This is a genomic window from Paenibacillus violae (genome assembly GCF_032461945.1).
Taxonomy (GTDB): domain Bacteria; phylum Bacillota; class Bacilli; order Paenibacillales; family NBRC-103111; genus Paenibacillus_E; species Paenibacillus_E violae.
The window spans coordinates 184418-209154 of sequence record NZ_JAWCUD010000006.1 but is presented as its reverse complement, the minus strand read 5'-3'; the positions used below and the strand labels follow the sequence as shown (position 1 = coordinate 209154).

Genomic DNA, 24737 nt, shown 5'->3' with positions numbered 1-24737 from the left:
GGGCTGCCGTATGTTGTATGTTGTACAACAATATGGATGATTTATGGGGGAATGGAGCCTCCCCATTGTACAAAATGCAATGAAAATGCTTGATTTGTGCCGAAGTGGCAGCTTTCGGGGTCAAATGGTTGCATAAAGTACAATGGAGCTGTCTCTGGGCTTGAGATTTGGGATAAATGGTTGTATAAAATACAACCTAAACGGACCGGGGGGCCTGCTCGATGGAGCCAAACAGGCCCCATAATAAAAAAGCCCGCAGGAATCACTCCCTGCGGACATTACTTCTATCGCTTTTTGCCCAAATTAAGCTCTTTCATAATTTGCCGCCCTGTCGGCGTCTGGGCCAGGCCGCCTTTGGCCGTCTCGCGATGCTTTTCGGGCATCGCGGTGCCCACCTCGTACATCACCTGCACGACTTCGTCGGAGGGGATGACGGAACGGACGCCCGCCAGCGCCATATCGGCCGCTGCCATGGCATTCACGGCACCGAAGCCGTTGCGGACGATGCACGGAATTTCGACCAGTCCGCCGACCGGGTCGCAGATGAGCCCTAGCGTGTTCTTCAGCGCTAGTCCCACCGCATGCATCGCCTGCTCAGGCGTACCGCCGCGAAGCTCAACAAGCGCTCCCGCGGCCATGCCGATCGCGGAGCCCACTTCAGCCTGGCAGCCGCCTTCCGCGCCAGAAACAAAAGAGTTGTTCGCGATTACATAACCAATCGCGCCCGCACTCAGCAATCCCCGTACCATGTGATCATCATCCCAGCCGAACCGCTGCTGGCTGCTGATGAAAACTCCGGGGATAATGCCGCAAGAGCCAGCCGTGGGCGTAGCAATAATGCGTCCCATGGAAGCATTAACTTCGGACACGGCTAACGCGTATGCCATTGCCTTGCAAGCTTCCTCGCCGAGGGAGGCTTCTGTCGTAGTCATATAGCTGGCAACACGCTGAGCGTCCTTGCCGGTCAATCCGCTGCGGGAGGTTGTATCTTCCGTCAGTCCTTTGGCCACGGCTTCTTTCATGATTTGATAGTAAGCCCTCATTTTTTCAAACACATAGTCCGGCGTCTTGCCCGATTCTTGACTTTGATCGGCCAGCATGACTTCCGCAATCGTCATTCCTTCTACAGCGCATACTTCTGTGAGTTGTTTTAATGTCCGGAATCTCAAGTTATTCGCCTCTTTCTGCGAGATCCACTCTTTTTATATCAAATATCATGCTTAAGGAGCTGAGCTCCTCGATCAGGGCATCCGGAACGGAGACGTCGGTTTCAATGACGGTCATCGCCTCGCGGTCCCTGCCTTTCCGATCCAAATCCATGAATCCGATATTGATCTGGTTGCGTCCCAGCAAGGTGGTAATGTCTGCGATCATCCCCGGCCGGTCGTGATGAGAAATAATCAACGTAGGATATACCGCGGTAAATTTCACATCGAATTGATTCACATTCACAATTTCAACGTTCCCGCCACCGATGGATGCCCCAATCATACTCACTTCTTTGGTTCCCGAGGAAATTGTAAATTTGACCGTATTCGGATGATCAGCCTTATCCTTACTTGTGAGGAAGGCAATCTCCACACCCCGAGCTTCCGCCTCTTCGGCGGCCTCCGGAATCCGCGGATCATCCGTTTCAAAATCGAGCAAGCCGCCAATAAGCGCCAAGTCGGTACCATGTCCCCGGTATGTATCCGCAAAAGACCCGTATAAAGTAATTTCAGCTTTCGTTGGTTGCTCGCCGAGCAGCTGCCTGACAACACGTCCTAGACGGACGGCTCCCGCTGTATGGGAGCTGGATGGACCTATCATGGAAGGTCCGATGATGGAAAACACATCTTTAAAGCGCATCATGCAGTTCTCCAATCCTAAGAGGTTAAAGCTTTATACTACTATTGTATGAAGTGCTTCTGCGAATGACAAGGTCTAATATCTTGTCCTTATTTTCCCAAAATGCCCCGGTCTCATTCTTTAGTGATGGCAATTGTGAGTGCAACAAGAAAAGCCTCTATCCACGCAAAAGCGTTAAATAGAGACTTTGGTTACTTATGTAGAGGCTTAAACAACCAATGCAGCTTCTGCCAGGTTGCTGGAGACTTGCTCCTGCTCATTAACCTTCCTGCCCTTGCCGAATGGAATGCAAAGCGGCGTTCCAAACAGCGGATCCTGAATAATTTGGCAATCCATATTAAACACAGTACGAATCGTTTCCTCGGTAATAATATCTTCCGGCGTCCCTTGGATAGCGATCTTCTTGTTATGAATAGCCACGATGTGATGGGCATAACGACAAGCCAGGTTAATGTCATGCAGAACCATGACGATGCTGCGCTGCTGCTCGGCATTCAATTCAAATAACAGGTCAAGCACTTCAACTTGGTGCGACATATCCAGATACGTGGTCGGTTCATCGAGTAAAATCGTATCCGTTCCCTGTGCCAACGTCATGGCAATCCAAGCTCGTTGCCGCTGTCCGCCTGATAAGGAATCCACCGTACGATCCGCATATTGCTGCATATTCGTAGCCTTCAGTGCTTTCGTCACCATCTCTTCATCTTCTGCGGACCACTGCTGCAGCCAGCTCTGGTAGGGGTATCTCCCTTGCTTGACGAGTTGGAGCACCGTTAATCCTTCCGGAGCAACCGGTCCTTGTGGCAGAATGGACAAACGTTTCGCAATTTCCTTCGTCGGAAGCTTGGCGATGGCTTGCCCGTCTAACAAAATGCTGCCATTGGTAGGCTTCAGCAACCTGGCCAACGAACGAAGTAACGTTGATTTACCGCAACCATTGCTGCCAATAAACACGGTGATCTTCCCTTTAGGAATCGCAATATCCAAATCTTCATAGATACTGTTATCTCCATAAGTTAACGTTAAATGTTGGGCCTCGATGGCGTGCATCGGTCATCAATCCTTCCTTGGCTATATGATCAAACGAAATTGTGTATATTCAACTTGGTATGTGAGGTCAGTGGAATCCAAACTTTATTTATTTAGTGTATAGTTGATGAAAACCATTGTCAATGATTTTGAGAATCATTTTCAACAAAATTCAATATGCAAGCGCCAATTTCATCCATTCCGTGAATGGACGTCTCCTTTGCTGCACGGTGAATCACATTTTTCTGCAAAAAAAGACTTCCCCAGGTCATTTATGACCATTTGAGAAAGCCTTGTAGTTCCTATGCATAAAGCAGCATACGCGCCGCGGCACAAAGGGTATCCAACAAGCCCGCTTAGCTAAGGAGGCTTAACGTTACACAGCGCCTTTGCGGCTGAGGATCAGCTTCTGTACCGCTTGTGTGCGGTTTCTCACCTCCAGCTTCTGAAAAATCGCCGTAAGGTGTTTTTTGATCGTAATCTCGCTTAAAAAAAGCTGCTTGGCAATTTCGGCATTCGTCATGCCTTGCATTAACAAATCGGAGATTTTGCGCTGTATGTCCGTTAGCGGTACGAACGGAGGCTCTGCATCAGGTTCATTCTCAATGAACTCACTCATCCCGAGTTTCAGCATCATTTTCCGCAGATACGCTTGCAGCTTGTGCCCTCTCGTATCCGTTGTGAAGGTATGCGTTGGCGTCACCTGATCGTAATCGTAATGGACAACAGGCGACATTTCGCAACCCAGGCGGTGATGAATTTCTGTGGAAAACGGAATCGGAGGCGGAGATCCGGCAACAAACCCGCCGGTAAGCAGCAGCGTGATGAAGAAATGTCCCGTGTCTGCTAACAAGCTCATATCGTTATAGTTTGATACATCAATCGTTTGTATGTAGTATCCCACAGGTGTTTCGGATGGCAGAACAAATTCATCCAATTGTTCCTGAGGCAAACTGCGAAAGTACGCCGACGAAAGCGGCTTGTTCAATAAATAATCAATGGTTGAACCATTGATCGGAATGACCGCTGTTAATCCGACAACTTCCCCTTGCGGCTTGCGCAGCAGACGGACGGTGCCTGCTCCCAAACCAGCAAGCTCCCGCAAATGCACATGTTTGAGATTAAACAGATTTTGCTCACGCGTGATAACGAACTCTCCCGCTTGATTCGTGGCGCTGTCGACATAAGGAATTCGATACTCTTGGGCTTCCTCGTAACGGCGTTGGATGTAACGTTCGGCATCGGCAAAATTCGCTTCGTCCATAACCTCAAAATAGTTGCTAGCAGTGTCTTGATTGAAAAACTGCAGAATCAGTTCATCCCCAAAATAGTGGAAGAAATCACTGACTTCGGGCGAAATATCGTCGTTCTTCCCAATACTCCGAATCGTTCGATGATAATAATACATCATGCATTTGCGCCTTAGAGTCGCATAGTACTCAGGTGACCTTGCACTAAGTTCTTGGCTGAAAGCCGTGCGAACCAAATCATGCAGCAGCCATCCCCGCTTCACTCTTCTGACGAACGATAACTCGGTAAGCAGCTGAAATTGTTCCGCCGTAACCGGCTCTTCTAACACATGAGCAAGTGTCTCCTGATTAAAATGCTTTAATACGGAAGCAGCTTCTACCATTCTGCGCAAGGCGGGCTGAGAAACCTCTTTTAACCACTGCTTCGTAATCAAGGGCAGCACTTCAACTTCCTGCAGGTGAATGAGTTCTCGTAGGGAGGACGTTTGCGCCGTTAAAGAGAGCGTCAGCGGATGCCCTTTCGTTTGGTTCCAAATCCAGTAAATTGTATGTTCATCCAAGATGGATAGGTTATGTAAATAAGTTTTTACGTCCGAAAACGATAGATCCGAGAGCGGCATCTGCACCGTACACTGTCTCCATGTAGAGGACAATTTCCAAGCGCCCTGCAGCGCATAACGGCCTGAAATCACAATAGAAATAGAAGGATCCAGCTCTTTGATCAATTGCTCCCGAAGCCAATGATCAAGCTCCCCCATTTCTTCGTACGTATCGATGGCTAAAAGCAACCTATGCTCTGTCGCTGCTCGATTCAGAATTCCAATACTTTCTATCGTGGAGAGGGGTTGATCCGATGTCGAGACAGAGACGTGCTTGCCGTCAAGTCGCTCTAACAACTGAACTACATGCTGGCATAAAGAAGATGGTGTATGTACGATATCACGGCTATCCAGCGAAATCACATGCATATTTCGTTCGGCTGCAAGTTGCCGAAACTCATCAAGCAGAAAACTTTTGCCAATTCCGCCTGTGCCGTATAGGTTCAGCAATCTTTTTTCAGGGTGAGTCCTCTGCAAAAATGTGTTAAACATCTGTAATTCGCGCTGTCTGCCCACGATCAATCTGCCGTTTATTTCCGCCATCGTTTCCCACCCGTTTAATGTTCGGATTTTTATACGAAGGTATCATACCAAAATATACCATAGGATAGTAGTGCCAATATTCCTATTGAGCTATCGTTAGTACACATGCACCTGAGTGCGGAGTTTAGGAGGAGTAAGTGAGATGAAACACATCTGGAAAAACGTGATGGTAATGTTATGTGTCAGCCTACTTTCATTTGTTATTGCTTGCGGCAAAGAGGCGCCCGATTCCACAGAGGCCTCCACCAAGGCATCCAATGACATCCCGAAAAACATTCAGATCCTCATCCTTGATGGAGCGAGCAGCATTGAAGCTTCACAGGCTGATGGCCGCGACACCATCGACTATGTCATGAAACAAGATGTGAAGGAAACCGCCGAGCTGTCACGCAAAAGGTTCAAGGAGTACGGTTTTACCATGGACGAAGTACCTGCCGAGGGAGCATTTCTATTTTCAGGAAGCAACGGTACGCTTGGTGTTGAGTATACCGTTTCCAGACTAGTGGGAGGTAAGGGCGAAACATCCGTCCATATCTCGTATAAGGTGATCAAATAATTAACCAATGGTGGAGGAGAGCTCATGTTTATGCGTCTTCAGCGAAAGATGATTCCCTTATTGGCTGTCTTCATGTTGGCGATATGTCTCGTGCTGCCAGCTCCGCGCGCTCATGCGCAGGTCCAAATGCAATATTTTTTTATCGGAGGCAGTGATCCTTATTTAATTGCCGGCGCAGACATCCCAGTCATCTATAGTGATGACAGAGCTATTGGGACCAAGATAGCATCCTTCGAGATGTTATATTCCACCGACAATATTAATTGGCATAACGTTCTCGAGTTGAAAAGCCAGTCGATTAGCGCTCAATTCCGCCTCCCGATCGATCCGTCCATCACCTCGGTGAGGATTCGCGTTATGGTGCATTATGTCCCGATTCTGGGCTCCGATACGTATTTGGAGCGAACCGAAGGGCCCTTCAAAGTCATGCAGCCGGGGGAAACCAGCGATTTCCAAGCTTCCGCCAATGATGACGGCTCGGTGACACTCACCTGGAATGATAATTCCAACATGGAATCTTCCTATGTCATTAAACGCGACGGTCCGGATGGCACGAAATATTTCAACATGCAAAATACAGCCGGTGATTTCGGACCTGTAGCAACCGTCGATAAAGCGACAAATAAAAATAAGAATACGTTATACGCCTATACCGTAACACCGGTCATTGACAAGTACACACTGCCCGACAATGTAATTCCAGGCGTCGAGACGGTGTTCATTTGGAATAAAGCCCCTCGTGACGGCCTGGTTATTGTGGATAAAATTAATCCTGTCGTTCAAATCCCTGTTCTCGTTGGTAAAAACAAAGTGATTACCAAGGTTCCAGTCATCGACCTCAAGCCTGCCGTAGACGTGAAGATACCGGATGGGCTGGGACCGATCAGCAAAGGCGGCACACAAGGCGGTACGCAAGGCGACGCCGGTCAGCCGAACATTGAGGCGCTGCTGGAAGAGGCCGTTAAGGGCTCCAGCGACTGGGCCAAAGCTGATCTCAAGCTGGCCATCGCTGCATCGCTCACGACACCATCGGTGCTTGGCAACTACCAGCAGCCTATCACTCGGGAGCAGTTCGCCGGCATCGCCGTGAAGCTCTACGAAGCGCTCAGCAGCAAGCCGGCGGCTGCGGCTGCGCCGAATCCGTTCACGGATACGGTGAACGTCGACGTGCTGAAAGCGTTCCAGCTCGGCATTGTCACAGGCGTTTCCGCGACCGGCTTCTCGCCGGACGCGAGCATTTCACGGCAAGAGCTGTGCGTCATGCTGATGCGCGCTGTGAAGGCGGCGAAGCCTGCCGCCACGCTGAACATCAGCAGCACTTCCGGCCTTGCCGACAGCGACTTGATCGCGCCGTGGGCGTTGGATGCGGTTCGATTCGCCGTCAACCACGCCATTATGAATGGCGTTGGCGGAGGGCGCATCGACCCGCTGGGCAGCACGACGCGCGAGCAGGCGATCCTCCTCGTCAAGCGGACATTTGACGCTTATAAGTAGGTGAACGGGATTGGATTCTCCCTCCCGTTAATCATGCTGCGGCGCTGTTACGGGGAGGATGATCCGTTTCGGCGCTTCAGCCGGAGCAGATGGAAAAACTACCGTTATTCCGCGCTGCACAGGGGCAAGTGTGCGGAATAACGGTAGAAGCTCCAGCTAATTCGCCAGCAACTGATTTAATCTGCTGGACCTGGCGAAATTAGCTGCATATTTTCCATTTAATTGGGAAAAAGTAGATGAATTGCCGAAAATAGCAGGAGAAATCGGCGCTAAATGCGCCCAAGAAAAGGAATCGCCATAGCGGCAATTCGCTTAAAGCCCTCCTGATTCGGATGCAGGCGATCACTGCTCAAAAAGCCCAACGTGAAGCGATTAAAGCCGCTTTCCGCATACAAATTCAGCACAGGCAGCGCATACTCGATGCCAATTGCCTGAATAACCTCGACATAGTCGGCTAGACGATGCCCTTCCGCATTCACGGAATCAATGTCGAAGCCGTCTTTATCTCTTTGCAGCGGTGTCCATAAATTGAGACGGCACGCCGGATTTTTGCTTAGAATATCCTCCACTAAGGTGACATAGGCTCCATAAAAGGTATGAATATCCCGCTCTTCCTTGCGTCCAATCGGTTTATCCAGCCGAAAATCATTCGTCCCCGCAAAGATGGTCACACAATCATAAACGGGCTCCAGCTGCCTGCCGACGTGGACAGTCGCGCCGTAATCTCGGTCTCCTCCCGCAGTGAGCGGGCATCCGCTTTTGCCTTCATTCAGGACGGTGGAGAACCCAAGCGTTGCGCTTACTAATGGTTGATAACCACCTGCAGCTGAAATGCTGTCTCCTAACGTGCACCAGCTTTTCCCCTGCCATTTGGGCTGATCTTTTAATCTCATAGCTCTTCCTCCATGTTTTATAAAAAGAGAACATGCAGCAAGTAAATGCAGGGCACGTTCTCTTCTCGTTCCGTTTTGCTTATTTTTTTGCAGTCGCGTACCAATCATTCACTTCTTTGTAGCTGGCATCTCCGCCGGACGATTTGAATTTGGCTTGGAAAGCTTCAATGCCACTGATAGGCTCCGCCCCGAAAATCAGCTTCGTCGTATAGTCTCCCACCATCGTGTTCAATTGTTGGAAGTTTTTCGAGAACTCAGGCAAGTACGGAGCAAGGCCTAATGGATCTTTGATTCTTGTGCTCTCTGGTTCAATCGTGTTCATGAAGTTCCAAGCATCGAACAAACGCATATCTTTGCGTACACGTGCCTGCCAGTAGGTTGGATAGTTTTTATCATCGGTGCCCATCAAGAAATTGTTCGCTTGGTTGCGCTCATCCGTAAAAATCGGTTGAATTGGCGTATATGCGCCATCTTTGAACGTGTAATGCTTACCTTCTTGGCCAATCGCCATTTCTTTAAACGTTGCCGGCTCCAGCTTCGCATTCATCCATTTGATAGCATCTTCCGCATGTTTAGACGCTTTAGGAATGAAGGTAATGCGGTCAAAACCTGTCGCAGCGCTCAAACCAACTTTGCCGTCTTTACCTTTCAGCGCAGGGATATAATTCGCTTTCGCGTTAGGATTATTTTTCACAAGAGCATCGTTAACCACAGGAACATCTGCCCAGTGAATCATGATCATCCCCGCTCTACCGCTTGTAAACTTCTCTTTGGCCGTAGCATCTTTGTTAGCAGCAAACTCCTTATCCAGCAGCCCTTGTTTGAAAAGATCGCTCGCAAATGTCACATAATCTTTGAACGCAGGGTCCAGAATACGTGGCGTCAGCTTGCCGTTCACATCGTTCCAGAAAAGCGGCATACCGAATGCACCAACGATGTTATTAATGAACATGGCTTCACTTTTAATCGTTAATGGAATGTTTTTATCGCCGTTTCCTCCGGGGTCTTTCTCTTTAAACGCTTTCAAAACAGCAACCAACTCATCTAATGTTGTCGGTGCTTTCATGCCTACTTTGTCGAGCCAGTCCTGTCTCACATACAAACTCTCACCGGCGAAGGAAATCGTTTTGGTTGGAATCGCATATAGTTTACCGTCTACTTTAGCCGCTTCCAGCACGGCTGGATCAACGGAGGCTTTAATGTTCGGTCCGAATTTATCAATGAGAGGTCCAAGGTCTGTCAACGCGCCTTTTTTCGCATAATCGGCAAATAGTGCTTTGAAGTCCGTCGTTCCTCCTGTTGTAACAGCATCATAAGGTTCGCCGGAAGCGATAAGAATGTTAAGCTTGTCTGCCGCTTTATCCTGAGGGAGCATATCATATTGCACTTTGTAGCCTGTTTTCTGTTCCAGGAATTTCGCAACCGGGTACGTGTTGTAATCGTCCTTTTGCCAAATTTGAAGCGATTTCAATTCTGGCTTTGGTCCGGAAGTTGTTGCTGCTGGCGCTGCGCTTGCCGGGGCTGCATTACTGCCTGCTGGCGTATTGCTTTTGGACGAACAAGCAACAAGTGAAGTAACCGATAAGCTTGCTGCAAGTGTTAGAAGCATGACTTTATTGTGTCTTTTTAACATGTGCAAACCTCCCTAGTAATTGTATATACTATATCATTAAACCCTCGACGCTAACATCAAGGGCATTAATGCTCATTCACCCTTTCACAGAGCCGATCAGAACGCCTTTGACAAAATGTTTTTGCAGATACGGATACACTAACAACATCGGAATAATGGACGCAATAACTGTTGCCGCACGAATGCCTTCCGGTGAAACGTTCATCATATCGTCTACGCTTTTATTCACGGCGTTGGAGCTGTCCGCATCCATCACAATATCGCGCAAGTATAGCTGCAAGGGCTTCAAACCTGCATCATTGATGTAGAGCATCGGATGAAAGTAATCATTCCAAAAGTACACCGCATAGAAAAGCGCGATGGTCGCAATAACAGGAACGCTTAGCGGAATAATGATTCTGAAAAGAATCGTAAAGTTGCGGGCGCCGTCCATTTTAGCCGATTCTTCCAAGGCTTCCGGCAAGGATTCGTAATAACTTTTAATGACCAACATGTTAAAGACGCTAATCAGGGCCGGCAGCATGATGGACCACAGGTTATTAATCAGATGAAGCTGCTTCATCAACAAGTAGTTCGGTATGATACCACCATTAAACATCATCGTGAAAATGAACAGCAGCATGATGAAGGAAATGCCGGGCAGATGCCTTTTGGACAAGGGGTATGCGGTTAATGCTGTGATCAGAATCGCTAGAAACGTGCCCACCACCGTAATTAGCAGTGAAATCCCAATTGAATGTAAAAACTGGCTGGAGGAAACGACGTATTTCATGGTATCCAGCTGAAAGCCGATCGGAATAATTCCCACTTTACCGGAAACTACAGCTGACTCATCACTTATGGCTTTGGATAAAATATTCGCTAACGGCAGCAAAGTCGCTAAACCGCAGATGATTAACACGAGATAAATGAAGAAGTCCAGCGATCTATCACCAATCGTTTTTTTGTGCATGATTGTTTTCGCCTCCTACCAGATGCTGCGCTTGATTAACTTTTTGCTCAGTTCGTTGCCGGCTACGATCAGGATGAACCCGACAACAGAGTTGAACAACCCGACCGCTGTACTAAAGCTGTAGTCCTGCTGACCAAGACCTTGCCGGTACACGAAGGTACCGATGACATCGCCGGATGCATAAACGACTGAATTGTACATCGTCAAAATTTGCTCCGTACCCGCCTCAAGCAAGTAACCCAAGCGTAAAATCAAGATCAAAATGATTGTCGGCAAAATGCCAGGCAGCGTAATGTAAAGCATTTGTCGAATACGTCCCGCACCATCAATGGAAGCTGCTTCATACTGCTCTTGCTCGATTCCTGCGATAGCAGCGATAAAGATAATGGCGTTCCATCCGGATTCCTTCCAGCCTGCTGTAAATACAACGACACTACGGAAAAATTGGTTGTCCAGGAAAAAGGAAATCGGTTCACCGCCGAACCATTGGATGACGTTGTTCACCAAGCCGCCTGTCGGTGACAGAATGTTAATGAACAAGCCCGAGATGATGACCCACGATAAGAAATGCGGGAGGAAAATGATCGTTTGAATCGTCTTTTTGAAAAAGACTTTGCGCACCTCATTTAAGAAAAGCGCGATGATGATCGGGATTGGAAAAAGCAGCACAATCTTATACAGGCTGATCAGCAGCGTGTTGATGAAAACCTGATAAAACTCTTCCGAATGAATCAGCTTCTCGAATTGATCCAACCCTACCCATTTGCTCCCACTAAATCCGTCGAAGATATTGAAGTCCTGAAAAGCAATCACAATGCCGTACATCGGCGCATATTTGAACAGCAACAAAAATATCAATCCAGGCACAAGCAACAAGTACATATCATAATTGCTCAGCATCAGCTTCAGACGGCCACTACCTTTGGTCATTGGCTTGGCGTGAGCTGTTTGCAGCTCTATTTCTGCTCGTGTTGTACGCATGAATGGCTCACCTCCGTGTTCTTATAGGACAATTATATCGGTGGGCACAAATGAAATGTAGATGGTAATATTTCTGTTTCTGGTGCAATCTTATGGTTTTAACACAAAAAGTCGCCTCTAAGAGGCGACTTCTTTATATGCGATGCGCACCGTAACGGTCGTTCCCTCCCCCAGCGTGGAGTGAATGCACAGCCCGTAGTGATCACCGGCGAACAATTTGATTCTCTCGTTGACGTTGTACAGTCCGTACGAGCTCCCGGAACCGTCCGATTTCATCGAAGGACGAGGCTGCGTCAGCAGGCTCTGCACGAGCTCCTCATCCATGCCGATGCCATCGTCCGTAACGGAAAGGACCAGAGCTCCATCTTCTTTTCTCGCGCCAACGAGGATGGTGCCGGTCTTGCCCTTGGATCTGCGAATCCCGTGCAGGAGCGCATTCTCGACAATCGGCTGCAGTGTTAGCTTCGGCATCTCCAAGTCGTCGAGCCCCTCTTCGATGTCGAAATACACCTCGAAACTCTTCGGGAACCGATTTTGCTGGATTTCCAAATACACTTTAGCCAGATTGAGTTCATCGGTCACGCTGACCAGGTCTCTGCCTTTATTGAGACTGAGCCTGAAATATTTGGCCAAGCCATTAATCATATTGGAAATCTCCGGCGCATTATGACCGATGGCGATCCAATTAATTGTATCCAGCGTGTTGTACAAGAAATGCGGATTAATTTGCGCTTGCAAGGCTCGAAGCTGAGCCTCCCGCTCCTGCACTTTGGATTGATAGGTTTCCTCCATCAAACCATGAACTCGGTGGATGAGATGATCCACACTATTTTCAAGCAGCTTAAAGTCGCCTCCCGCATTGAATGTACGGTCATCCAAACTTTCAATACCGCCTCGTTTAATCGTCCTGATCACCGTTTGAATGCGCCGGTTCATGTTGCGAACAATCATCGCCAGAAGGATAAACACGAGCAAAAGAAACAAAATCGTTACGGTCGAAATCGTCGCCACGCCAGAAAATTGGTTCAACGCAACAGCTCGCGAGCTGATTTCCGATTGCGGCACTTCAGCAACAAGTTTCCACCCCGTTGAGGCAACCTTTGTATAAATGGCAAATCGCGGATTTTTATCATCAAGCAGACGAACGACGCCTTCATCATGAAGTGCAATCGTGCTCAACGGGTCGCCTTCCATCATTTTTTTACCAAGCAATGACTTGTCTTGATTCGAGATCATCTGGCCATCGTCTGCAATCAAATAAATATTGCCATCTTTGGTCAACTTAATTTTATTCAAAATGTCGGTTATCGTTTTTTCAGAGACATCGATCAGCAGCACACCGGAAATTTGGTCGTACTCGTGCAAATCCCGAAGCATACGGGCAGCGGAGAAAATATAGGCAGGCCCTTGATCGATAAAGGATTCCAAATAAGCGCCCGACCACACGATTGCGCCTCCTGAATTCATCACCTTTTCATACCAAGGCCAGTTCTTCAGACTCTCCTGTGTAAAAAAGTTAACCCGTTCGCCCGTAAACATGCGATCCCCATTGACGAACAAACGAACCCGAAACACATTCGTATTCGTCTCTGCACTATCTACCAAAATACGCAGCTCTTTCAGGGATTCCAGCTGCTGATCGATCGTGGCTTTACGATTCAAATATTCCGCCAGCTTCGGGTTCATAAATAACGTATTGGACGTATCCCGGACCGAATCGAATTGAAAATCCAAGTTAATGCTCGCTTGCTTAAGCGTTTGCAGCATCGTATTCGTTACTTCCTCTTCTAAGATGTGCGAGGACCTCTGGGTATGCATGACAAGCAGAACAGCCGCAGGAATGAGGATAAACAGCACATAGCCTAGCAGCCAATATTTTGCCGCCATCACACCGTTTGTGAGCAGCAATACATAATTCCAACCATTAATAAGCAGCCGTTTCATCGAGTGGCACCTTCTTTATATCATCTGGTCACGATATGCGCTCGGGGTAAGTCCGACATATTTTTTGAACAACTTGCTGAAGTAGCTGGGGTCTGAGTAACCTACCATAAAACAAACCTCATAAAATTTATTACGGGGATCGCTGAGCAGCTCCTTCGCTTTCTCAATTCTCACCTTGGTTAGAAACTCATTAATCGTCTCGCCCGTCTCCTGTTTAAACAGCAAACACATATACGTGGATGACAAATAGACCTCTTTGGCAATATCCCCAATCTGTAAATTCTCCGCATAACGCTGTTCGATTAAGGCGTGGATGCGTTCAATGACGTTTTTCGGCTTCCCTTTGCGCTTCTCCTCAATGCTTTCACATACCTGCAGAAGGTGCTCCTCCACAATTTGACGCAAATCCGCCATGCGCTCCTGTTTAAAAATGCGTTCCCACAAGTCTCTCTCCTTCTTCTCCATGTCGGGTCCAAGCATATTCAGCTCCTGCAAAAGTCGGCTTGTCAGCAAAATTAATTGCAAGCTCACGTTTCGCCCGTTTGAAAAGCCTAACCTGCGGTTCTGAGCAAGCGGAATAAACACATCGTCCAATTCGGCATGCAGCGCCGTTTTATCCGATGATTTGACCACTGACATAATGCGTTCTCCCTGCGCAGCATCAAAACGGTACACGCTTTCATTATCATGTTCCAAATGGTCAATGGAAATAATGCGATTTTTCCCCAGATACCAGCGATGATCAGCAGCTTCCTGCGCCCGATTATACGATTGCGGCAAAGCAGCCAACTCGGATATTCGCTCGCCTACGCCAATCGTAACACTTATTTTCAGCCACTTAAGCAAGCTATCCCGAATGTCTTCCGCCACACCAAGAAGCATCTCCTCCTGGGTATCCTCTTCGCCCATCCTCAGAATGCCGACATATTCGCCATTGCGATTCTCAAATACATATCCCTGCATATATTTCCCAATGATTTCCTGAATAATGTTTAAAATAGAGTAAGCCAGCAACTGCTGATCCCTCTCGGAGCGCGTCGCTACAACTTGATCGCTATCATCGATTTTCACAACAATCGTCCAATAAACCGCTTCGCTAGGCAGCACGAGCCCTAGAAAATCAAGCCGGTCTTTGATCCTGCCTGGGTGCGGGATTCCGTCCCGAATTAATGACATCAGAAACTTTTCACGCAGCAAAGGCATGCTTTGGGTCAGTTTTGCCTGCATATCAACGATATAAGTGCGTTCTTGTTCCGCTTCCTTGAGTTCATTGACGACCCGTTCGACAACAGCGGCCAGTTCCAACCTATCGACAGGTTTAAAAATATAATCCACCGCATTGACCTTGAGTGCCGATTTCAAATAATCCGCATCGTCATGCCCGCTTACAAACACAATTTTCATCGTTGGAAAACGCGCTTTAATTGCATGTGAAAGACGAATCCCATCCATCTGCGGCATGCGAACATCCGTCAAAACAATGTCCGGTTTGAGGCTCTCAATCACTTCCAGACCTACGTCTCCATCATCCGCTTCACCAACAACTTCAATGCCATATTTCTCCCATTCAAAATAAGACATTAATCCATGCCTCACAGTAGGTTCATCATCTACAATTACGAGTCGAAACATGTTGTATGCGCCTCCCTTACCCAGTGATTCTAGTATACTTGCTAGTTGTCGTGTTCGAAATAGACTATGATCAAAAAAAATCGCCCCTGCTGCCAAAGGCAGGTCTGGGACGATCTTCTCCTTGATTTAATTGCTTTCCTCGTCGTATTCAATGTGACCGGAGGCCACCGTAACGGCTTCTACTTTTCCAGGATTTTCGCCCAGCCAAGCCCCCTGTTCCACCAGCCTGCGCTGAAGCTCCGGAATGTTCACCTCACGGAAACCGGCGCCAGTCACGCTCGCCATGGCCGCAGCCGTACCGGCCGCTTGCCCCATGGCAAAGCAGTTCGGCATTACGCGCAGCGAGCCCTGTACAGGACGGTCCGACGAAACAGAACGTCCGGCAACGATAAGGTTGGATTTTCCTTGTGGCAGCATGCATCGGTACGGAACCCCATGCGATTTGCCTTTTGGCAAATGCTTGATAACCATCGTGCTGCTGGCATTGGCAAGGTGAATATCGATAAAGTATGCATTACGCGCAATATCATCTTCAAACGTCCGCATGGAGATGAAATCATCCACGACAAGCGTGTAGTCGCCCGCGATGCGGCGTGTTTCCCGAATACCGATTTGATCGCCGGAGTGTACGAGATGAATATTCTCGAACCCTGGCACATACTTGCGCAGGAACTTGATTTGAACATCGATCAGCTTGCGACCTTCAATAGCCGCATACGTCAAATCTTCCGCGCTCGTACCATCAATGCCGAAAATATGTCCAAAATTAAATCCCGCAATAGAGTCGGTAATCCATGCGATACCGGATACGCGCTTGCGGCCTTCTGGAAGATCTCCGTTTTGCTGCGCTTCCACAATTGTTTTGTCGAGCTGCTTGGATTGCCCCGAGTCCTGGCAGAACTGATCGAAACGCGCTTTATCCGCTCCCGTCACGAGATAGCACATCGTTCCCGGCTGCAGCTCACCATTTTCCCCGCCCGTTTGGAACGGTACACCGGCAAGCGCCGCCAAATCCGCGTCCCCGCTCGCATCAATGTACAGCTTAGCTTGAACGACCGAACGTCCCGATTTGTTGCTGATCACGAGTCCGCTGATCCGGTCTCCTTCCAGCAGCACTTGGTCCGCAACGGTGTGGAACAAGATTTTGGCACCGCTTTCCAAAACCTGCTGATCGTACACACGCTTCAGCGTTTCGACATCGATAGGCACCCAGTCCAACTGTTCCTTATAACGCTCGTGAAACGCATCCCCTGCTGCCCGCTTCATCTCGTTCAGAAGATCCAGACCAATCCCTCGTATGATCGGCTTCTCGCCATCCGAATATGGGCAAAATGCCGGTACGAGTGCTGCTGTCCCCATGCCTCCCAAATATCCCCGCTGCTCGATCAGCAGTGTGTCTGCGCCATTGCGTGCTGCTGCCATGGCTGCGGCAACACCCGATGCTCCGCCTCCGACGACGACGACGTCCGGTGTATAGGAAATTGGAAGTTCCGATGAAATTGTAATGGTTTGTGCCGTTTGTTTAGCCATTTGTTCTACCTCCATAGGATCTAATACCTTCATTATAGTCCGACCGGAAAGTGAAACTAGTTTAATTTTAGTTTAATCAAAAAAGCGATCATGGTACGATAGAAATCAAGATGCAGCATGTCAACTGTGAGGTGGAATCACGTGCCAATACGCAAAGACGTAACACAGAAAACAATCGCCAAAGAGCTCGGAGTCACCGTACAGACCGTCTCCAAAGCATTAAAAGGCAAGCCCGGCATGTCCGAGACGACCCGCCAGCTTATCCTCGAAACGATGGAGCAGCGAGGGTATTTTACCAAGGATCAAATTCGCAGCCTGCGCGCCGAGCATATCTCTCCATATCCTGTAGAGAAAATGAGATTCCTGCTTGTTCAAACAGAGGCCTCCTTGAGCTATCATGCACGTTTGATCGGCGGCCTGCAGGATCGCTTCGCCTCCTTCGGCCACCACATCGAAGTCTGTATGCTGCCGAATTCCATTCGGAGCAGCGAGATGTCCGACTGGCTGGAGGAGCATGGCATTGCCTACACCGACGGCATCTTCATAGCGCCCAGTCTGACGCCCAAGTCTTGGGAAGATGAGCTTCTGAAGCTTCCGATCCCCAAAATTCTGCTGAGCTATCCACCGCTCGGCACCAAAGTAGACAGCGTCATCTGGGACATCTATGAAGCGACTTTCCAAGCCGTTGCCTACCTGCGGTCCATCGGGCATGTCCGTATCATGTATGTTGGCGATACGCACCAACAACGTGGGTTTATCCTGCGCTGGCAGGCATTCCAGCATGCCATGAATGAATTTGAGGCGGCGATCGATCCCCGCCAGCATTCCATCGATGCGCGGAGTACGAATCCGCATTGGCTGGATGATCTGCGCGCCAAGCTGCTTCGCAGCGCACCTACCGCCTTGATCTGCGGCGTCGACGGCGAGGTCCCGGCTGTGTATCAGCTCTGCACCGAGCTGGGGCTGCGCATTCCCGAGGACATCTCCCTCATCGGCATGCTCAATGAGCAGCCCGCATCCATGCCGGAGTTCACCCGGCCGCTACTATCCGTTCGCGAGACCGGCTACCGGGCAGCCGATCGCATGCTCTGGCGAATCGCGAATCCCACGCTGCCGTGTGAGCATATTCGCATTCAGGGGGAGCTGTGGATTGGGCGGACGACGGCTGAGAATTTGGGATCTACTACTGTATAACAAAAAGGCTGTCCCCAAAGTCGTGAATGACCAGGGACAGCCTCTTTTAAGTTCATACTATTTGTTCTTTTTTTCCAAAGCTTTTAACAAAACCACAACAGATTCGGATCTTGTTGCGTTAGCTTGCGGAGCAAACGTATTCTTGTCTCGACCTTGCACAATACCCGCTAGCTTCACGAATGCAACGCTGCCTTTGGCCCATGCCGGGATCGTCTCGTCATCCGAGAAGCCCGTAGCCGCACCTGCCGTCGTGTATGCCCCCATCGCGTTTGCGATAATGACGGCCATTTCGGCACGTGTGATTGGAGCATCCGGCCGGAAGCTGCCATCTTCATAACCATGAATGATGCCTGCTTTGACTGCTTTTCCGATAGCTTGTTGTGCCCAGGCTCCGATTTTAGCATTGTCTGTGAAGGTTAGTTGCGCTCCTTCGCCTTGTAGTTTCAACGCATTCATGAGCATAACCGCGAATTCAGCGCGAGTTACTGTTGAATCCGGTTTAAACGTGCCATCCGGATATCCGCTGACGATGCCTCCGTTAACCGCATTTTTAATGCTAACCTCTGCCCAATGTCCTGCCACATCACGGAAAGCAAGGTTGTCGGAAGGCTCCTTCGTTGGTTCGTTTGGTCCGACAGCAAATACCGCATATTTCGTAAAATGATTCACCGCTACAGTAATTCGATCCCCATTCACAGTGCCCCCAGCGACTTCCACCCATTGCTTCTGCACTTCGTCATAATAGAAGACAGATGGTCTTTGATCTTTTTGAACAGCCGATGGGTTAAAAGATAAGCTCAACGTGACCGGTTTACTGAAGTTCTCCGAGAAGTTTTTCAAATTCTCAAAGATCGGACTCAAAAGAACCTCTTTTTCCGTAATCAGATTTTGAGTGTTCACTAATTTTTCAATCGATAATTTCAATTCTTTCATAATAGCTCCGGCAGGAATAGAAATGGTAATTGAATCACCCAAACTAACTACTCCTGATTGACCTATTTGAAGTGTTAATTGACCGTTTGTTCCAGTCACAAAAGTAGGATTTGATGTTGCGGAACCACCATTACCGGCGTCTTCATGTTCATGCTCATCCGTAATTTCCTGAGCAGCGCGATTCACGGTAATTGTATAAGTCTTCTTCGTCCCGTTTTGCGCTGTCACGACAATCGTAATTGTGTTCGCCCCGACAGTTAAAGGAATATTCCCGCTAGTTTGGCCGCTCAGTACCGGTGTTCCATTGACAGTCATCGTCGCATGGCTATCAGCCAAACTACCAGTTACCGTAAGACTGGATATTCCATATGCCACTTTGGATGTGTAACTCGTTTGCCCGGATGTAAATACCGGCGTCAGTGCTCCACTCGAAAGCGCCAAACTGCTCATGTCTGCGTTCTCGCTTAAAATAGGCGTGCGTTCAACAGTCAGGCTATACGTATTATTTGTCGTACCATCCTGCGCAGTTACTACAATGCTAATCGTGTTAGAACCAACATTCAAATTGCTAGCACTGTAGGTATAAACATCGCCTGTTACAGAGGAATAAGTTGCACCCGTTACAGTAATCGTTTCACTAGGCTCAGCCTTTACTAATAGCATATTGAGACCTGAAACCGTATTAGGTACTTCCACTTGATAATGAAGCTGTGAGTTCGAGAAATTCGGTGTTAACGTCCCTTGATCGACCGACAAGTCTGCAAGCAGTGCATTGTTGCTAATTCTCGTTACATCGATCGTGTAGGTTTTCGTCGTGTGATTCACAGCTGTTACAACAACTTCAATGCGATTCACGCCAACAAGTGCAATATCCGCACTTGCCTGACCGCTTTGTACCGTTTGGCCTTTTACAGTTACACTCGCGCCAGCGTCCGCTGTCGTTGGGGTAACCGTCATGGTCTCGACGTTATTGGCTACGCTTAATGTGTAACTCGTCGTGCCGGCTGCAAAAATCTCATTCAAGCTTCCACGGCTAACACCCAAAGCACTTAAATCAGCATTTGAACTTAGCTCACGGGTAACCTTGACCGTTAATGCTGCAGATGAATTGCCAATGGCATCCGTTGCAACGATCGCAATATGATTGTCGCCCATTGCCAGCTTCGACAAATCAATAGGCAGGATCGCTTTGCCACCAATAGCTGTTACACTCGTTCCAGACTGTAGGACATTCGTATTTCCGACCTTTGCCGTGACACTTGCACCCGATTCGGTATCAACGATGATGTTGAAGTTATCCGTTTGTGCTGTGTTATCCTTGTCTGCTGACCCGTCTTCGACAGGTACAACCGGCGGTGACGTGTCTTTCGTTACAGGTACTGTCAATGTGCCGGAAGCAGCCCCCATACCATCTGTCACAACAATTTCAATGTTGTTTACGCCTTCTGTAAGAAGTGAGAGATTGATTGGCAGTGTTGCTTTGCCGCTTACAGCCGTCACACTCGTTCCTGATTCTAGAACATTAGTGCCGCCTACTTTTGCTGTCACCGCTGCTCCCGTTTCTGCATTTACGATGATGCTGAAGTTTGCGTTCTGAGTCGTACCTTCTTTCGGCGCTGTTCCATCTTCCGTAGGATCAGTTGGCGGAGTCGTGTCTATCGCTACCTCAACAGTCAAAGCACTAGAAGCATTGCCTATCGCATCTGTTGCGATAACTTCAATCACGTTAGGTCCTTCCGCAAGCTTCGTAAAATCAATAGGCAGCGTAGCTTTGCCGCCAGCAGCCGTAACACTTGTTACCGACTGAAGGACGTTCGCGCCTCCTACTTTTGCTGTCACTGCTGAACCCGTTTCCGCGTTTACAATAATGTTGAAATTCGCATTTTGCGTCGTGCCTGCTTTGTTGGCCGTGCCGTCTTCCATCGGAGCATCTGGTGAATTCGTATCCTTATTGACCCTAATCGTTAAGGTAACGGACTTGTTGCCAACGGCATCTTTCGCCTCAATTACGATACTGTTCGGTCCTTCCGCCAGCTTCGTTACATCAATCGGCAGCACGGCTTTATTATTCGCCGCCGTTACTTCCGAACCAGACAGGAGCACATTCGTGCTGCCTACTGTCGCCGTCAACGTTGTTCCGTTTTCTGCGGTTACGATGATGTCGAAATTGGCATTCTGCGTCGTGTTATCTTTGTTGGCCGTTCCATCTTCGACAGGTGCAGCCGGTGGTGTTATATCTTTGGTTACAGGTACTGTCAATGTGCCGGAGGCATTACCCATACCATCTGTTGCAACAATCTCAATATTGTTTGCGCCATCTGTGAGGAGTGAGAGATCAATAGGCAGTGTTGCTTTGCCATTTACAGCTGTCACACTCGATTGCAGAACACTGGTGCCGCCTACTTTCGCTGTCACCGCTGCTCCCGTTTCTGCATTTACGATGATGCTGAAGTTTGCGTTTTGCGTCGTACCAGCTTTCGGCGCTGTTCCATCTTCCGTTGGAGTACTTGGAGCAGTCGTATCTATCGCTACCGCAACGGTCAAAGCATTAGAAGCATTGCCTATCGCATCTGTTGCGACAACTTCGATTACGTTGGATCCTTCCGCAAGCTTCGTAAAATCAATAGGCAGCGTCGCTTTACCGCCAGCAGCCGTAACACTTGTTACCGACTGGAGGACGTTCGCGCCTCCTACTTTTGCTGTCACTACAGAACCCGCCTCCGCATTTACGAAAATGCTGAAGTTAGCGTTCTGAGTCGTTCCCGCTTTGTTGGCCGTTCCGTCTTCCGTTGGAACATTGGGTGGACTTGTATCTTTAGTGATAGTAATCGTCAAGGTAGTGGAGGTATTACCAACAGCATCTTTCGCTTCAACTGTGACGCTGTTCGGTCCTTCCGCCAACTTCATTACATCAATCGGCAGCACGGCTTTATTATTCGCCGCCGTTACTTCCGAACCAGACTGCAGCACATTCGTGCCTCCCACTTTCGCTGTCACCTTTGCCCCATTCTCTGCGGTTACGATGATATCGAAATTGGTATTCTGCGTCGTGTTTGCTTTGTCTGCTGTTCCGTCTTCAAGCGGTTTGTTTGGCGCAATCGTATCTTTCGTGACAGGTACCGTCAGTGCACCTGATGCGTTTCCTGCTGCGTCCGTCACAACAATGACGATCTGATTGGCGTTTTCAGCAAGCTTCGCCAGATCAATCGGCAGCGTTGCTTTCCCATTAGCCGCTTCAACATCAGTGCCAGCTTGAAGCACATTCGCAGCGCCAACTTGCGCTGTCACCTTGGCATCGGTTTCGGCATTAACGACAATATTGAAATTCGCATTCTGTGTCGTCCCTGCTTTATCCGCCGTTCCGTCTTCCGTTGGTACAAGAGGTGCAATCATGTCTTTCGTGAGCGTAACCGTTAATTCTTCGGAGAAATTGTCCGTTCCAACGGTAAAAGCAATCACAATATCGTTGCTGCCCTCTGCAAGCTTTGTGATATCAATAGGCAGCGTTGCTTTGCCGCTTGCATCCGCAGTAACGTTTGCTACTGTCCGTAAAACATTTACACCTGCCACTTGAGCTGTCACAAGCGCTCCATTTACAGCATTATTCACTTTAATGCTAAAGTTTGCATTTTGCGCGGTTCCCGCTTTATTCGCCGATCCATCTTCTGATGGTGCTTTATAAATCTCTACAATATTCGAAGCCGCCGATTGCTGCCCGTCTTTGTAGTTAACCGTATTTCCTTTTGCCTTTACTTTAAATGTATACTTGCCAGGGCCTGCTGAACGCATAGCGCTCAGGAAATTTGCACTTAGGGTACTGGCACTCGTCAAAACTGCGCTGCCCCACACGGAATCATTGCGGTACAGCTGATCTTCATAGCCTGCTGCGCCAGACACTGGATTCCAAGTGGCGATTCCGTCTTTTGACAGTTTCAAGTTTGTCGCCTGACCTAATGTGGAGGATGTGTTTGTTACCTTTACTGCAAACGTCTGCGATGCTCCATTACTCGAATGAAAAGTAAACGTCTGCCATCCTTCAGCCAGTTGAGACAAAAACTCTTTTTTCAGCGTTACAACGCTACCGGACACCGTAAAATCAGTACCTTGGGTCAAAACCGTACCCTGGTTGCTGACACTGATGCTTTTCAGGGCGTTCGTTAAAGTCACCGGAATGTCCGCCTGCTGCATCATATTGATGTTGAAGAAAGCTGCGGAAGGAACCGCAGTAGAGGCAACTGTATGCCAACTATCCCCATTATCTGTCGACTCCAGATAAGTATCATAATCTCCAACGGCATAGAATTTCCCATTCGTATAGGAAACGAACTGCAGGGCGTTATAATTATCCGTATCTTCTCTAACGGGTGGTAACCAAGTCACTCCATTATTCGTTGACTTATAGATCGTACCGATCTCGTCAACTGCAATGAGCACACCATTCCCATAGGCAACCGAAGTAAGTTTGTAATCCGAAATCGCCGTGGGATTTACCGTCCAAGTCGTGCCATCGCTTGATGTAACAACCGTTCCCGAATTGCCGACAGCAACATACTTGCCATTAAAATAAATAATGGAAGCCATCGCAGGAACCAAGTTCAAATTAACCTTGGACCAATTAATGCCGTCAGTTGACCCTTTAATGAAGCCATCATTCCCATTTCGCCCAACGGCAAGATAGCGAGTTCCATCATAAATCACATTGGCAAATGACCCGCCATACGGATATTGCCAATTCACTCCATCGGTGGAAACTACGATGCCATCATTGCCTAGCTGCATAAATACGCCCTTTGCATAGAAGGCATTTTGGGATGTCATTGTGGAGCCTTTGGTTTGCTGTTGAAAATCTGTACCATTCGTGGACGTAAAAATACCGCCATAAGACGTCCCGTCGTAGCCAAACAAATAATATTTGGAATTTACATTGTCATATAAGCCTCCAAATATTTGGCTCGACGTATTGCCGGCTGCTCTGAATGGACCAGACCAGGTAATTCCATCAAGGGATGTATAACTTGATCCCAAAGCATCATTGGCATAGAAACGATTATTAAGACTCAGCACAGAATTAATAAAAAATGAACCCGAAAGCTTCGTATGCTTAGACCAAGTCTTTCCATCTGTAGAAGTATGTACATAACCGCCAGAATCGCCAATTACGATCGCCTTGTCGCTGACCGCTATGGAAGTCAAATTATTGCTCGTCCCGATCGTCATCGATGACCAGGTCTTACCATCTGGAGAGGTGATCACCTTGCCACCCGTCGTAACCGCGATAAACTTGTTGATCCCGTCCGCATATGCAACTCTATCAATTCTGCTCGATATCGTAGAATCGCGCTGCGTCCATACGTCTCCGTCCGGAGACGTCATTACCGTCCCTTGATCCCCGACGGCGACAAATTGATTGCCACCGAATGTAACGCCGGTATAGGTCACATCTAGGCGTGATCTATCCGCGGCTATTTGCCAATCAAACCCATTGATTGACTTCAAAATCTTGCCGTAATAGCCCACCGCCACATACACATTACTTCCAAAAGCGGCGCCTGTTATAGGCTCGTTCGGAATTACGCTGTGCTGATCACCTGGCTGCTGAGTTGCTGCCATTGTCTTTTGCCCCAGCATCGTTCCAAAAACGAGCAAGAAACAAATGAGCATAATACTTGCTCTTTGTAGACCTTTTATCAAATTATCCCTCCTTAACATCTGTCAAAATAAAATAC

Annotated in this window: 15 protein-coding genes; 3 read left to right on the top strand and 12 right to left on the bottom strand. The window is 48.4% G+C overall.

The features are described from left to right. Nucleotides 1–284: 284 nt before the first annotated feature. The 4 genes from sdaAA to RQP52_RS18805 form a co-directional block, all read right to left on the bottom strand. Complete coding sequence (gene sdaAA / locus RQP52_RS18820) at nt 285–1169, bottom strand: L-serine ammonia-lyase, iron-sulfur-dependent, subunit alpha (protein WP_315953289.1); 885 nt, start codon at nt 1167–1169, stop codon at nt 285–287. 1 nt (nt 1170) lies between these two features. After that, complete coding sequence (sdaAB, locus tag RQP52_RS18815) at nt 1171–1848, bottom strand: L-serine ammonia-lyase, iron-sulfur-dependent subunit beta (protein WP_161409878.1); 678 nt, start codon at nt 1846–1848, stop codon at nt 1171–1173. A gap of 207 nt (nt 1849–2055) precedes the next feature. Next, nucleotides 2056–2898 (bottom strand): ABC transporter ATP-binding protein, encoded by an 843-nt coding sequence (locus RQP52_RS18810; protein WP_315953288.1) that lies wholly within the window; start codon nt 2896–2898, stop codon nt 2056–2058. A gap of 355 nt (nt 2899–3253) precedes the next feature. Continuing rightward, complete coding sequence (locus RQP52_RS18805) at nt 3254–5269, bottom strand: helix-turn-helix transcriptional regulator (protein ID WP_315953287.1); 2016 nt, start codon at nt 5267–5269, stop codon at nt 3254–3256. A 142-nt stretch (nt 5270–5411) separates the two neighbouring features. Here RQP52_RS18805 and RQP52_RS18800 point away from each other — a divergent pair, with 142 nt between their 5' ends. Beyond that, the gene (locus RQP52_RS18800; protein WP_315953286.1) at nt 5412–5825 is read left to right on the top strand and encodes a hypothetical protein; all 414 of its coding nucleotides are present in this window, start codon (nt 5412–5414) and stop codon (nt 5823–5825) included. A 24-nt stretch (nt 5826–5849) separates the two neighbouring features. Further along, on the top strand, nt 5850–7319 hold the full coding sequence (locus RQP52_RS18795) for an S-layer homology domain-containing protein (protein WP_315953285.1): 1470 nt from the start codon (nt 5850–5852) through the stop codon (nt 7317–7319). Between the two features lie 269 nt (nt 7320–7588). On the opposite strand, the gene RQP52_RS18790 is transcribed toward RQP52_RS18795, so the two are convergent. The 7 genes from RQP52_RS18790 to RQP52_RS18760 form a co-directional block, all read right to left on the bottom strand. Beyond that, the gene (locus RQP52_RS18790) at nt 7589–8212 is read right to left on the bottom strand and encodes an SGNH/GDSL hydrolase family protein (RefSeq protein ID WP_315953284.1); all 624 of its coding nucleotides are present in this window, start codon (nt 8210–8212) and stop codon (nt 7589–7591) included. 79 nt (nt 8213–8291) lie between these two features. Next, complete coding sequence (locus RQP52_RS18785) at nt 8292–9845, bottom strand: extracellular solute-binding protein (RefSeq protein WP_315953283.1); 1554 nt, start codon at nt 9843–9845, stop codon at nt 8292–8294. A 76-nt stretch (nt 9846–9921) separates the two neighbouring features. Continuing rightward, nucleotides 9922–10797: a carbohydrate ABC transporter permease gene (locus RQP52_RS18780; RefSeq protein WP_315953282.1), complete on the bottom strand. Its 876-nt coding sequence runs from the start codon at nt 10795–10797 to the stop codon at nt 9922–9924. Nucleotides 10798–10812: 15 nt separating this feature from the next. After that, nucleotides 10813–11727, bottom strand: coding sequence for an ABC transporter permease (locus RQP52_RS18775; RefSeq protein ID WP_127453198.1), 915 nt, complete (start codon nt 11725–11727; stop codon nt 10813–10815). A gap of 168 nt (nt 11728–11895) precedes the next feature. Then, nucleotides 11896–13722, bottom strand: a complete 1827-nt coding sequence (locus RQP52_RS18770; protein ID WP_315953281.1) for a cache domain-containing sensor histidine kinase — start codon at nt 13720–13722, stop codon at nt 11896–11898. Nucleotides 13723–13737: 15 nt separating this feature from the next. Beyond that, the gene (locus tag RQP52_RS18765) at nt 13738–15354 is read right to left on the bottom strand and encodes a response regulator (RefSeq protein ID WP_315953280.1); all 1617 of its coding nucleotides are present in this window, start codon (nt 15352–15354) and stop codon (nt 13738–13740) included. A 126-nt stretch (nt 15355–15480) separates the two neighbouring features. After that, complete coding sequence (locus tag RQP52_RS18760; protein WP_315953279.1) at nt 15481–16884, bottom strand: FAD-dependent oxidoreductase; 1404 nt, start codon at nt 16882–16884, stop codon at nt 15481–15483. Nucleotides 16885–17025: 141 nt separating this feature from the next. Here RQP52_RS18760 and RQP52_RS18755 point away from each other — a divergent pair, with 141 nt between their 5' ends. Next, nucleotides 17026–18078: a LacI family DNA-binding transcriptional regulator gene (locus RQP52_RS18755; RefSeq protein ID WP_315953278.1), complete on the top strand. Its 1053-nt coding sequence runs from the start codon at nt 17026–17028 to the stop codon at nt 18076–18078. Between the two features lie 57 nt (nt 18079–18135). Here the strand turns inward: RQP52_RS18755 and RQP52_RS18750 are convergent, their stop codons facing one another. Next, complete coding sequence (locus RQP52_RS18750) at nt 18136–24702, bottom strand: cadherin-like beta sandwich domain-containing protein (protein ID WP_315953277.1); 6567 nt, start codon at nt 24700–24702, stop codon at nt 18136–18138. Nucleotides 24703–24737 lie beyond the last annotated feature (35 nt).